We start from the raw sequence: 13278 nt of genomic DNA, 5'->3' as shown, positions 1-13278 counted from the left end.
CAAGCTAAGAACATCGGAAGCTGGGTGCGATGAAAGTCGCACGCCCAGATTTAACTGAGAGGTGCGGGGAATAATATCCCCCATCGACTCAACCAGAACTTTCTCTGTATATTTGTGTAACCTCCCTCTAAAAAGCTAGCTACTAGGCGTCTATAATTTGTGTTTTGATTTTAAAATCCGTGGGGATAACCCAAAATCCAACATCCCAAAATCGCCCATGATTGAAATTGACGGTTCCTACGGAGAGGGAGGCGGACAAGTTCTTCGCACTTCCTTAAGTCTAGCCGCCATCACCGGCGAACCCATAATAATTACAGGTATTCGCGCCGGACGTAAAAAGCCAGGATTAGCAGCACAACACTTAACAGCAGTTCGGGCGGCGGCGAGAATTTGTAATGCCCAACTACGGGGTGATGCTTTGGGTTCAATGCTGCTAGAATTCATCCCAGGTAGTGCTGTGCAAGCTGGAATTTATACCTTTGATGTTAGTAAAGCACAACAAGGTGGTTCTGCGGGTGCGATCGCTCTAGTTTTACAGACAATTCTCTTACCTTTGGCACTAGCATCGGGCAATTCCCAAGTAACACTAAAGGGTGGAACTCATGTGAACTTTAGCCCGACAGTGACGTACATTGAGCAAGTTTATCTGCCAATATTGCAACGCATGGGTGTAGAAGCTCAAGTCAAGTTAGGCGCTTGGGGGTGGTTTCCCCAAGGTGGGGGAGAGGTAGTGTTACAGGTGAGTGGCGATGGTAAAATCGGCGGGATTAACTTGGTAGAACGGGGAGAGTTACAACAGGTGCGAGGACTAGCAGTAGTAACGGAATTGCCTTCAAATATTCCGCAACGGATGGCGAATTGTGCAGAGAATTTGTTACGGTCAGCCCATTTGAAAGTTAGTGTACAGGCTTTGCGAGAAAGAGGTGTGGCACCTGGGGCGGGTATTTTCCTAACTGCTGAGTATCAGAACAGCTTGACTGGCTTTGGTGGATTCGGGCGTTTGCGGTTGTCGGCGGAAACAGTTGCAGAGATTGCTTGTCAGCAACTACTCAAGTTTCATCAAACTGGTGCAGCAGTGGATGAACATTTAGCAGACCAATTATTATTGCCAGCTGCTTTAGCGTCACACGAAAGTCAGTATCGAGTGGCTGAGGTGAGTAGACATTTGACGACAAATGCAGCAGTAATTGAACAGTTTGGGCTAGCGCAGATAACAGTAGATGAAGCTGATAAAATAGTGTCAGTGATTCCTGTAATTGGTGGATGAGATTAAAGACTAAATACTTTCTTAAGAGCCTTGATTATGGCAGTATTGTGGCTAAAAAAAAAGGTTACTGTCCGCTCGAAGGTTAACATAATCTTCATACCGGACAAAGAGTTAAGCAAAATGAAAGAAATATTTTATGACTATATTGTTATTGGTGCTGGCTCCGCTGGGAGCATAGTTGCCTCAAGACTTGCTGCTCATAGCTCAAATATAAGTATTCTCCTGCTCGAAGCTGGAGACAGTCCAAATAACTCACAAATGTGGACACCAAGTGACTGGTATGAAGTTTTGACTAGCTATCCTGAAATTGAGTGGGGTTATAAGTCAGTAAGCCAACCAAACTTAAATAATCGTTTTATTAGCCTATCGCAAGCAAAAGTTTTAGGAGGGTGTGCGCTACATAATGCTATGGTCTACGTGCGAGGTAGCATCTCTGATTTTGATGCGTGGGGACAGGTAGCGCCGGGTTGGTCATGGAATGATGTTAGGCCACATTTTGAGGCGGTAGAGAAGACCATGAAAGTGATAAAAGGAGAAAGAGATGAGTTCATTGAAAACTTGTTTGCTGCCGCCAATCAAAGTGGTTTGACTTATAATTGTGACTACAATACCAATTCGAGTCAATATGGATATGCTGAATTTCAATTTAACATAATTAAGACAGCCAGTCTGATTCGACAAACCACGTATAGCACTTTCCAACCAAAGGGATATCAAAATGTAACCGTGCTAAGTCAGGCTTTTGTAACCCAAATCTTATTCGATAATTCAATAGCAGTTGGTATTAAATATATTAAAGATGATCAAGAACAGTTTGCTAACGTAAACAAAGAAGTTATTTTGAGTGCAGGTGCGATCGCAAGTCCAAAAATATTAATGCTTTCAGGTGTCGGCGACGAAAACGAATTAAAAAAACTTGGTATTCCTGTAGTTGCGAATATTCCGCAAGTCGGTAAAAATTTTCACGATGACCTTTTTCTCAGAGTCGGATTTTCTATACCCACTAATCGAGATTTGCCTTTTTATTCTTACGGTCTAGCACCAGCAGTTATCTTTGACTCTACAGAAAACAATAGGGATGTTATCGACATAGAAACCAGTGTAGGTGTTGGAACCTTAAAAGGTTTGTCACCTGAATCTAAGTATTCTTTTTGGTTGTGGCCAAACTTAATGCACTTGAAAAGTAAGGGAACTGTTACTTTGTCCTCAAAGAATCCTGAAGATGCTCCCGTCATTGATCCAGGGTATCTTACTGAACCTGAAGATTTAGAGAAGTGTAAAAAGGCGCTTAAGTTAAGCATACGCATTTGCACACAAACAGGCTTAGACTCATGGCGTGAAGCGCAAATCGTTCCACAACCTGGTGAAGATTTGGAGGACTATATCAGACAAACTGCTGGTACAACACAACATTATTGCGGAACTTGTAAGATGGGATCTGACGAGAATTCCGTTGTGGACACAGAACTCAAGGTGCGTAATACGTCTAAGCTACGCGTAATTGACTCTTCCGTGTTTCCGCTTCCCATAACTGCAAATACGGCGGCAGCAACCATGATGATTGCTCATAAGGGAACTGACATAATAATTAGGTCGTTACAATAAAGCTAGTGGACTATCCAAGGCAAACCTATGTTAATTAATCTTGACAAAAAGATTAATTAACATAGGTTCGCTTATTTTGAGGGATGAAAGGGAATTAACGTCTGAATCGCAAACGGCCAGAACTTATCAAGAGTTAAACCAAGCTATTACACAAGCTTTAGAAACAATAACTAAAAAAGACATTATTGGTTGGTTTACCCTCCTAGCAAGGCTTTGAAGAGTGTGTGCTACAATTAGACAACCACGCAGCAAAGCTGTTACTCTTTAACTTGGCACACCATCACCAGCCAGAATGCTTACTATAATTTAGTTTTTGAATTTTGAATTGCTTATTATATCGTGCTTTGTATGAAAAAAGTCGTCGTTGGTCTTTCTGGTGGTGTTGACAGTTCCACTGCCGCAGCTATCCTGCACCATCAGGGCTATGAAGTGATTGGTTTGACTCTTTGGCTAATGAAAGGCAAAGGTCAATGTTGCTCTGAAGGTATGATTGACGCGGCTGATATCTGTGAACAACTAGGCGTTCCCCATCAGGTTGTGGATATTCGGGATCTCTTTCAGACGCATATTGTCGATTACTTGGTGACTGGTTACAGTGCTGGGATCACACCTTTGCCTTGCTCCCAGTGCAATAAGACGGTGAAGTTTGGCCCAATGGTACAATATGCCCATGAAGAATTGGGATGCGATCGCATCGCCACTGGTCATTATGCCCGAATTAGCCATGACGAAGCAACTGGACGTTACCAATTATTAAGGGCTGTTGACCGCAACAAAGACCAGTCATACTTCCTCTATGATTTGTCTCAAGATTTACTTGCAGCAACTATATTTCCTCTAGGCGAACTAGAAAAAACTGACACGCGCCGCATCGCTACCGAATACGGACTGAAAACTGCTGATAAGCCAGAAAGTCAAGACTTATGCTTAGTGGAAAGTAACGGTTCCATGCGGGCATTTCTCGATAAATATTTAGCTCCCAAAATGGGCAATATTGTAGATGTCACAGGCAAAGTTTTAGGACAGCATGATGGTGTCCATCACTATACCATTGGACAGCGCAAAGGTTTGGGGATTGCTGCTGCCGAACCGTTGTATGTGATTGAATTAGATGCGGAAAATAATAAAGTAGTAGTAGGCGATCGCACTAAGGTAACTCAGCCAGAATGCACAGTAAATCGGGTAAATTGGGTTTCTATTGCTGAACCATCCACCCCAATTCATGCCGAAGTGCAAATTCGCTATCGTTCAACCGCTACACCAGTGACGGTGATTCCGTTGGAAAAGTCTCGTGTGCGTTTGGTGTTTGATGAACCCCAAATCAGCATCACTCCCGGACAAGCGGCGGTGTGGTACGACGGCGAGAAAGTGTTAGGTGGCGGAATTATTGAGCAGTTTAGTTGAATCTCACATCGGTTTTGGTAGAAGCCAAAACTTAGGGCTATTTCGTTCTAGCCAGAAACGGGGGTAAATGAGCAATCGAACAGAAAGTTACGCGCTTGGCTGTAACCCTTACTGGATAAGCATTATATCAATCAATATTTTTGGCAATTCTCAATGTACCAATTAAGCTATTATAAGTACTGCTGCAATTTTTTGTTTTCACGCTATCTGCCATGATTGTTTTCATAGAAAAAATCATGGCAGACTAGTATTTTAAAAAATATTTGCAACTAAGAAGCGTTGCATTAGACGAGACTTACTATCCCAGTGGGATCTAAGACAAAAGCATAATTTCCAGGAGCGTTGACGGTAGTTTTATTTAGTTGAATACCAGCTGTGCTCAAATCTCCATCAAACCTAACATCAGCTGTTGCTGATGGGTCTGAAAAGTCTATTGAATTACCGGGTTTAAGTTGAAGATTTTGTGCAATTGTATTACCAAAGTTTACATCAAAAGAGAGCGGAGAAGAAGTTCCATTGTATATGTCAAGTGGATTTTTCGGTAAGGTCGGATTGGGTGTGAGTGTTGGGTTGGCTAGGAGGCGTGTCTGGAATACTGGGGCTCCACCGCTAATAACTTGAGAGGTCTCATTATCTAACTCTTTGAGTAAACCTAGAGCTTCTAAATCTGTTTTATTGTCTGAACTAAATTGCGAGTGTTGAGAATTCATACGTGATACTCCAATTAAATGCAATATACAATGCTAGGGATGTATTCATCCCATATTGTTTAGTACGATGCATTTTCTGATTTATGCACTCAATAGAAACCTGGTGTCAACTTAACGTGAAAGCCAGTCTATAACTAGCTTTTATAGATTGTCTTGTTGTCTCGTTCCCAGTCTCCAACTGGGAATGCCGTTCTAGAGGCTCCGCCTCCCTTGCTGGCATTGATCTGCATTTCCAGCCAGAGGCTGGAAACGAGATTTGAAAAGGCTTTTAGCTTAAGTTGACACGGATGTTCATGAATTGCCCCTACGGGAAATCAGGTCTTTCACTACCTTTTTGCGTAATTCCTGCTTTTATTAGTCGTCTTTAGACGACTTTCGCTATTAGAGGATGTTTTAAAAGTCGTGATTGATGTATCAAATATTTTTACCCCACCCTAACCCTCCCCTTATAAAGGGGAGGGAACTTGATTTTCTTGTTTCCCCCCAATATATCGGGGGGATTAAGGGGGGTAAAAAATCACACCGTATAACTTTTCAAACACCCTCTTAGCTCGACTTTATCCATTTTTACGCTTAGGCGATCGCTATTACTGAAACCTTTGTGGGACAGTAGTTTTACTTTTCTAACTTCATCGAGAATCTGTGACGTGGAAAAAGTATTTGCGAAAAAGCCAGGGTTTTTCCCGGATAAATAAAACCGAGTTCTTAATTTTGGATAAAGTCGAGCTTAGACTCAGAATTCATTCTGAGGCGGACTAGATGAGAATGAAATAGCCCTCAATTGCCAGACCTGATCAATAGGGCATTGAAAAGATAATTACTTATGGAGTCAATGATGACTGAAGCAATTTTAAATGAGCAAGAATTGACAAGATTTTCCCATTCCTGGCATTTTACCCAGTTGTTTGAAAGTTATTTCTGCTGCTGCAAGAAACCTATCTGAAGCTTCCAAGTTATCTTCTGCAATATAAGTCGCTAATTCTATCAAGTCGCGGATGACTTGCGGTCGTTTGCTTACATCGTTCATTACCCTTGGTTTGACCCTTTATGCTTGGCGATTCTTTCGTGCACAGCTTGGCGGATGTCTTCCCAATCGTCAGGAGTCATCTCAGTTGCATTCCCTGAATTTAGACCTTCTAAAAGCATCGCTTCCAAACGTTCAGCCGCCTGACGCTTTTGATCTTGGCGCACTAACTCACGGAAATATTCACTGACACTGCTGTAGCCACCAGTCGCCACTTTCTCTTCTATATAAGTGCGCATCGCATCAGGAAGAGATATATTTATACTTTTCACTGGCACTAATTCCCTAATTTTTCCTTCATCATATTATTCTATGGCAATTTATGCCATTTATTGCCATGCAGGAGCAATTAGCAAAAGCAATACCTGCGGTGGCTACATATACTTACTCTTTATCAAAAACTACTTCTATCTAATGCTTCTTCAAACTCTTTCAAAGCTTGTACGGTTCCTAATTGCCAAGCTCGTTCAACTGTAGCAACAATAATTTGAGTTAAAGGGATATTTGGAAAATTAGGACTGTGATCAGATTCGATGTAATGTCCATCCCTAAGTAAATAAATCCTCAGCTTTTTACTATCGTAAATCCATAGTTCTGGAACTGCGATCGCTTCGTAAGCATCAAGAGTTGTTTTTGATGTCACATCTGTTTCAATTGCCAAATCAGGAGGCGGATCATCTCGTTCTAGTTTGCGACGACCAATCATTCTTTGGTAATTGTGGATGTAGAAGCAAGCATCTGGTTCTACCCCTGCTGTATTTTCCCGCTTGAAGGTGGTTGAACCGAAGGGTTCATAACTTTTACCTGCGATCTTCAGCAAGATTTTTACAATATCTGAAATTAAGTCCTTTGATTTTTCGTGTTCGGGTAGAGGAACCATAATTTCTAACGTAGACTTGCTATAAGCAACTCGTAGCGATCGCTTTTCCCCCAGTTCCTGCAAAATAGACTCAAATTCCTCCCAACTGATATCCTGGATATTCACTGTACTACCAGGCGCTAGCCGCATTTGGCTAACAGGTTTCACAACGGGCGATACAGCAGTCATAAGCATTTTCCTTATAAAGGAACTATTCTGAAACTTGAGGCTGGATTAGCTTTAGCGTAACCGAATCACATCGCTTAGAGGCCAGTTGCAAAATTTCCCTCCATTCCTCAAACTCTTTTTTTTCTCAGTACCGGCATTTGATAAGTTAGTTAGTACATAATCTGAAACAATAACAGTTAATACAAAGAGGGGATTACGTTGAGTCAAAATCCAGATGCTATAGCCCCCCACGGTGGACAGTTGGTTAACCGTATCGCCACACCAGAACAAAGAGCAGAGTTTCTTTCAAAAGCTGACTTTTTGCCGCGAGTGCAACTTGACGATCGCGCCGTTTCTGATGTAGAAATGATTGCGATCGGTGCTTTTAGTCCACTCACGGGTTTTATGAACCAGGAAGACTACGATCGCACTGTTACAAAAATGCGACTAGCTAACGGTCTTGTGTGGTCAATCCCGATTACACTATCGGTCAGTGAAGAAGTAGCTTCCCCGTTGCAAGAAGGCGGCTTAATCCGTCTGGATAATTCCAGAGGTGAATTTATTGGGGTTTTGCAACTTACACAAAAATATCACTACGACAAAACCCGCGAAGCAATTAATGTCTACCGCACTGATGATGTCAATCATCCAGGCGTACAGGTACTCTATAACCAAGGTACTGTACATCTGGCGGGTGATATTTGGCTGTTGCAGCGCGAACCTCATCCCCAGTTTCCCACTTACCAAATTGATCCAGCAGCCTCACGGCAACTATTTCAAGACAAGGGTTGGAAAACCATCGTCGGCTTTCAAACTCGCAACCCCATCCACCGCGCCCATGAATATATTCAAAAGTGCGCTTTAGAAATCGTTGATGGTCTATTTTTGCACCCATTAGTCGGGGCGACAAAAGAAGATGATATTGCTGCTGACGTGCGGATGCGCTGCTATGAAATTTTGCTGGAACATTACTACCCCTTGGACAGAGTAACTTTGGCAATAAATCCCGCCGCAATGCGCTATGCTGGCCCTCGTGAGGCCATATTCCATGCTTTAGTCCGCAAAAACTACGGCTGTACTCACTTTATCGTCGGACGGGATCATGCTGGCGTTGGTGACTATTACGGCACTTACGATGCTCAATACATCTTTGAAGAGTTTGCGCCAAGCGAATTGGGTATTGTGCCGATGAAATTTGAACACGCTTTCTACTGTACGCGCACTAAGCAAATGGCAACATCTAAAACCAGTCCCAGCAAACCAGAGGAACGCATTCACCTATCGGGGACAAAAGTTAGAGAAATGCTGCGGCGCGGTGAGTTACCTCCTCCAGAATTTTCCCGTCCAGAGGTGGCGGCAGAGTTAGCGCGGGCAATGCGGATAGAAGTACCTGTTTAGGGCATTGGGCATTGGATATTCTTTCTCCCTCTGCTCCCTCGTCTCCCCGACTCCCCCAACTTTGATCAACAAGCAAACATCATAAACTGTAACTTTACATTACAGAGTTCAGCCCTGTAAGCTGCTAACTGATAGCTTAGGGCTGATAGCTAATTATGAAACGGCGCAGGTTTTTACACAGAATTGGCTCAATACTCGCGGTATTGGGGGTAACTGAAGCTGAGTGGTTGACTTTGGGAAATCGCTATTATCAGGCTTTGGCACAACCCAGTTCGCGCAAGTTGGCATTGTTAATAGGTATTAACCAATACCCACAAATGCCAGCCCTCAGTGGTTGTCTGATGGATGTGGAATTGCAAAGAGAACTTTTGATTCATCGCTTTGGCTTCCAAGGATCAGATATTTTAACCTTAACTGAGGAACAAGCTAGCAGAGAATTCATTGAGGCGGCTTTTTTAGATCACCTGGGTAAGCAAGCTAAACCCGATGATGTGGTCGTCTTTCACTTTAGCGGCTATGGCAGCCGTGTCAAATTGGAAACATCGCCAGATAGAATGCAAAATGCTTTGATGACAGCTAATGTGAGTCAAAACTCACAAGATGATAAAATAGTCAACTATATATTAGAAGAAACTCTACTGCTATTATTGCGATCGCTCCCTACAGACCGAGTAACAGCAGTGTTAGATACTAGCTATTATGCTCCTAGTACAGTCTTAGGATTAAAAACTCGCGCCCTTCAGGAGTCACTAGAGGCAAAGTTAGCAGCAGATGAACTCGACTTGCTCAAACAACTTAAAACTCAGAAGTTACCCAGCACACCTGTTGTCTTAGCGGCTACCTCAAATCCAAAGCAGTCGGCGAGGGAAGGACTCTTTTCTGGTTTTAGTGCTGGGTTATTTACCTACGCCTTGACGCAGTATTTGTGGGAATTCACCCCAGCCACCACAATTCAAGTCGCTCTGTCTCATGTGGAAAATTCTCTATCCAAATTGGGTAGCAAACAGCAGCCAGCTTTATTAAGTAATCAGAAAAATTCACTAGCACAGGATGTGGAAAACCTCTCTCCAAACCTCTCCCCTACAAGGGGAGAGGCTTTGAATTCTCCCCCTTCTCTACTAGGGAAGGGGGCTGGGGGGTTAGGTTTTCCAGATGATGTGAAAAGTCAGCTACTGCCAGACAGTACCATTGGTGCAGAAGGGGCGGTTAGTGCCATTGAAGAAGACGGCAAAACAGTTCATCTGTGGTTGGCAGGATTACCTCCACAAGTGCTGCTATACTACGGAGTGAATTCTCGATTTACCCTAGCAACAACAGAGCAATTAGTATTGCGATCGCGGACTGGGTTAACAGCAAAAGCGCAAATTTCCAAAATTGATAGTACAACTCCTCTGCAAGTCGGGCAACTCGTCCAAGAAGCAGTCCGGGTTTTACCCCGGAATATTAATTTAACAATTGCTTTGGATACTGGACTAGAAAGAATTGAGCGGGTAGATGCCACAAGTGCCTTTGCCACATTTTCCCGTGTGTCCACCGTAGTAATAGGAGAAAAACCAGCTGATTATCTATTTGCCAAGCTACAGCAAACGCTTAGTCGCTATGGACTATTTTCTCTTGGTGGCGAGCTAATTCCCAATATCACCGGGGAAGTAGGAGAAGCAGTGAAATTAACCGTGCAGAGGTTAGCGCCAAAATTATCAACCTTGCTAGCAGCCAAGTTATGGCGACTCACAGAAAATCAAGGTTCTTCTCGCTTGGCTCTCAAGGCAACCTTAGAAATAATTAGTGACACATCGCCGAGCGTTGTCATGCAGCGTGAAACAGTGCGAACTTTTAAAACTGAAACTTCAATTAAAAAATCACTCCCCACTCCAAACTCAACACGGGCTAAACAACAGCTATCCACTAATAGCACTCCGATTGTGCCTATCGGTAGTCGAATGCAATATCGAGTGGAAAACCAGAGCGATCGCCCAGTATATTTAATCTTGCTGGGATTAAACAATAATCATACAGCAATTGCCTTGCACTCTTGGGAAACCCCCCAAGAACCCAACACTGCGGACACCAAGCCCCTCCTCAAAGAAGTTGTCATCCCCCCAGGTGAAACCCTCACCTTACCCCAAACTAATGCTGCTTCCGCATGGGTGATTTCAGAACCAGCTTTATTTGACGAACAACAACTAATTCTTAGTACTGCCCCCTTTAGCGAAACTCTCGCCGCCTTGAACACTGCTAAGTATTCCACAGCCGAACAAAGCCCGATTGGCCCATTGTTGAATTCCTTAGACATTGCACAAGCCTTGCTACAAGACTTGCATAACGCCAGCGCCCTCAAAACGGAGATCAACGGCACAGCAGCCGACTCATATATCTTGGATGTGAATAATTGGGCAAGTTTTAGCTTTAGTTTTCAAGTAATGTAAACAGATAAACCACGAAATATCTAAATTAAATTCAGTTGCTAGTAAGAGCAGACACGGCGCAATATTTTTGACATTCGCGTCTCTAGTTAGCTATATTGTTGTATATGCCATCAAGAAAAATATCTATAACTTTTGATTATTTAAGTCTGGAAATAATTCATTCGGCAGAAGGAGGTAAAAAAGTAAATAAATGTCTATTTTAGTTATTAAGAGATGAAGAGAAAATTTTTGAGGTTAAATATAAATAATGGTTCTTCACAAACTAGAAGATTTCGAGCCTAACTATCAGGATAGTTTTGATGGACATGACATTAAGGGTCTAGGCGTCTATGCACAAGGAGCTGATGAAAAGATTGGCACTGTCAGCGATGTTTTAGTTGATGAAGAAGGTCATTTTCGCTATTTAGTCGTTGACTTAGGCTTCTGGATTTTTGGTAAAAAAGTATTATTACCAATTGGTCGTAGCCGTATCGACTATAAAACTGATCGTGTTTACACAATTGGCTTGACTAGAGAGCAAGCAGAAGATTTACCTGAGTTTAATGAACGCCAAACCCTTGATTACGACTATGAAGAACGGGTGCGTGGGGTATATCGGCAACCGGCAGACTCCGCCCTGCCTCTAGGTGCTTCATTACCACAACCGGGAGACTACGCCCTTCCTCTAGATGCTTCATTACCATTGCAAGCGATGACACCCGTAGATACAACCTATCAACAGCCGGTTACGCCTACTTACAATCGTGATAGCTACACTTACCAAAATGAGCCTTCTTTATACGGGTTAAATGAGGAAGATCATCAAACCCTGAGATTGTATGAAGAACGGCTGATTGCCGGTAAGAAACGCCAAAAGACTGGAGAAGTAACGATTGGCAAGCATGTTGAGACTGATACTGCACGGATTGCAGTGCCGGTAGAAAGAGAGCGAGTTGTAATTGAACGTGTAACTCCAGCAGATGCAGGTACTGCCGTTTCTGGGCGCGAAGCAGACTTCCGTGAAGGCGAAGTTACTCGCATAGAACTTCACGAAGAAACTGCTGATGTTCGCAAAGAAGCATTTTTGCGTGAAGAAGTCAGAGTTAGAAAAGTGGTGGATCAAGAGACAGTTGAAACTCAAGAAACTGTGCGTCGTGAAGAGTTAGATGTGAATTCTGGTAATCTTCCGATTGAAGAACGCTAACTATTCATAGTCATTAGCTAGTAACTAATGACTAATAATTAATTCTACACCGTGCAGGTAAGGCTGTTGAATTAGCTTTACCTGTACTTGCAATGGCTGATACCAGTTTAGATTTTGGATTGCGAATATTGCTCTGGATATGGGTTGTATAAATATATCTGTCGCAAACATTTTCTAAATTGTATTCAGATGATCAATACATTTAATATAGTTAACTAGAAAGCAGTTCACAAATTTTGCATATGAATAGCCAACCGATGACAAAAAACATTGGACAGGCAAATACGAACACTCGCACTAGTCCCTCACTAGCAGATTTAAGAAAGAAGGTGAAGGATTTTGCTGTGATCGATAAGCAAGGTCTAGTAGTAGGAGTAGTTCATGATTTAATTGTGGATGCCAATCGTCGGTTAAACTTAGTTATATCTAACCAGGCGAATCAAAAAACTGTAGAATATGGTCAGCAATTAGCCGATAAACATCCTTCTTTATTTCGGTTGCAGAGCCAGAAAATCAAACAAATTGACAAGCCGACTAAATCTGTTTTCATAGACTTAAACAAATCAGAAATCGAGTATATGCCTGAATATTTAGAAACAGAAACACCAGGCGATGCCAATCGGCAAGCTGCTTTGCATCTACCCACACTATCAGAAAATTCAACTGAGCAACTAGTCAACAATCAAACTACAAATAGCCCAGTTGAACCAGTAAATTTAGAACAGGTTAGCGAAGAAAAGATTATTCGTTTACTAGAAGAACGGCTAGTTGTTGAAAGCAGTAAGCGTAAAATTGGCGAGGTGATTGTTCGCAAAGTCATCGAAACCCGGATGATACAAGTTCCTGTCCGGCGTGAAAAGCTGATTGTGGAACAAATTAGTCCAGAACACAAACAACTAGCAGAAATTGATTTAGGAGAAGAGGAAATTTCTGGCGTTGACTTGACCGAAGTAGAAAGACTTGAAGTTACACGTATTGACGGCAGTTTAACGGTAAGCGGGGAATTTAGCTCGCCTAAAACTGCTAGTTTATTGTTGAATGCGATCGCACTAGAGCGAAATCACGGATGCAAGCAGGTGCGTGTTACCATTGCTGTTGAAGATGAGTCATACCAGAAAAAATACCAGGAGTGGTTTGACCGTTGTTCTAAAGGTCAATCGCTAAAGCCGCAAAAATAAGTTTCTAGAAGATAGATTAGTAGGGTGGGCATTGCACACCCTATTTTTTTGCCGAT

The 13278-nt window shown here is 42.6% G+C and carries 12 protein-coding genes; 8 read left to right on the top strand and 4 right to left on the bottom strand.

Annotation, left to right across the window (positions count from 1 at the left end; translation table 11 throughout):
• Positions 1 to 217 precede the first annotated feature (217 nt).
• From rtcA to mnmA, 4 genes are all read left to right on the top strand, one after another.
• Positions 218 to 1267 carry an RNA 3'-terminal phosphate cyclase gene (gene rtcA, locus V7K36_RS26075; RefSeq protein ID WP_335120586.1) on the top strand — a complete coding sequence of 350 codons (1050 nt, stop codon included), beginning with the start codon at positions 218 to 220 and terminating at the stop codon, positions 1265 to 1267.
• A gap of 120 nt (positions 1268 to 1387) precedes the next feature.
• On the top strand, positions 1388 to 2872 hold the full coding sequence (locus V7K36_RS26070; RefSeq protein ID WP_335120585.1) for a GMC family oxidoreductase: 1485 nt from the start codon (positions 1388 to 1390) through the stop codon (positions 2870 to 2872).
• 40 nt (positions 2873 to 2912) lie between these two features.
• Positions 2913 to 3089: a hypothetical protein gene (locus V7K36_RS26065; RefSeq protein WP_335120584.1), complete on the top strand. Its 177-nt coding sequence runs from the start codon at positions 2913 to 2915 to the stop codon at positions 3087 to 3089.
• Positions 3090 to 3220: 131 nt separating this feature from the next.
• The gene (mnmA, locus tag V7K36_RS26060) at positions 3221 to 4276 is read left to right on the top strand and encodes a tRNA 2-thiouridine(34) synthase MnmA (protein WP_335120583.1); all 1056 of its coding nucleotides are present in this window, start codon (positions 3221 to 3223) and stop codon (positions 4274 to 4276) included.
• Positions 4277 to 4560: 284 nt separating this feature from the next.
• Here mnmA and V7K36_RS26055 read toward each other — a convergent pair whose 3' ends face one another.
• The 4 genes from V7K36_RS26055 to V7K36_RS26040 form a co-directional block, all read right to left on the bottom strand.
• Positions 4561 to 4986 carry a hypothetical protein gene (locus tag V7K36_RS26055; RefSeq protein ID WP_335120582.1) on the bottom strand — a complete coding sequence of 142 codons (426 nt, stop codon included), beginning with the start codon at positions 4984 to 4986 and terminating at the stop codon, positions 4561 to 4563.
• Positions 4987 to 5836: 850 nt separating this feature from the next.
• The gene (locus V7K36_RS26050) at positions 5837 to 6013 is read right to left on the bottom strand and encodes a type II toxin-antitoxin system RelE/ParE family toxin (RefSeq protein ID WP_335120581.1); all 177 of its coding nucleotides are present in this window, start codon (positions 6011 to 6013) and stop codon (positions 5837 to 5839) included.
• Entirely contained in the window at positions 6013 to 6282 is a 270-nt protein-coding gene (locus V7K36_RS26045; protein WP_335120580.1) for a type II toxin-antitoxin system ParD family antitoxin, read from the bottom strand. Before V7K36_RS26045 ends, V7K36_RS26050 begins: the two co-directional genes overlap by 1 nt.
• A 122-nt stretch (positions 6283 to 6404) precedes the next feature.
• A complete protein-coding gene (locus tag V7K36_RS26040; protein ID WP_335120579.1) occupies positions 6405 to 7058 on the bottom strand; it encodes a Uma2 family endonuclease in 654 nt (217 codons plus the stop codon).
• A 198-nt stretch (positions 7059 to 7256) separates the two neighbouring features.
• Here V7K36_RS26040 and sat point away from each other — a divergent pair, with 198 nt between their 5' ends.
• From sat to V7K36_RS26020, 4 genes are all read left to right on the top strand, one after another.
• Positions 7257 to 8435, top strand: coding sequence for a sulfate adenylyltransferase (gene sat / locus V7K36_RS26035; RefSeq protein WP_335120578.1), 1179 nt, complete (start codon positions 7257 to 7259; stop codon positions 8433 to 8435).
• 155 nt (positions 8436 to 8590) lie between these two features.
• Positions 8591 to 10861 carry a caspase family protein gene (locus V7K36_RS26030; RefSeq protein ID WP_335120577.1) on the top strand — a complete coding sequence of 757 codons (2271 nt, stop codon included), beginning with the start codon at positions 8591 to 8593 and terminating at the stop codon, positions 10859 to 10861.
• A gap of 247 nt (positions 10862 to 11108) precedes the next feature.
• On the top strand, positions 11109 to 12044 hold the full coding sequence (locus V7K36_RS26025) for a DUF2382 domain-containing protein (RefSeq protein WP_335120576.1): 936 nt from the start codon (positions 11109 to 11111) through the stop codon (positions 12042 to 12044).
• A 257-nt stretch (positions 12045 to 12301) separates the two neighbouring features.
• Positions 12302 to 13222: a YsnF/AvaK domain-containing protein gene (locus tag V7K36_RS26020; protein WP_335120575.1), complete on the top strand. Its 921-nt coding sequence runs from the start codon at positions 12302 to 12304 to the stop codon at positions 13220 to 13222.
• The last annotated feature ends 56 nt before the right edge of the window (positions 13223 to 13278 follow it).

The sequence above is a fragment of the Nostoc sp. genome (genome assembly GCF_036919555.1).
In the GTDB taxonomy this organism is placed as follows: domain Bacteria; phylum Cyanobacteriota; class Cyanobacteriia; order Cyanobacteriales; family Nostocaceae; genus Nostoc.
The sequence above is the reverse complement of the archived record's forward strand: the minus strand, read 5'-3'. Positions and strand labels throughout refer to the sequence as shown.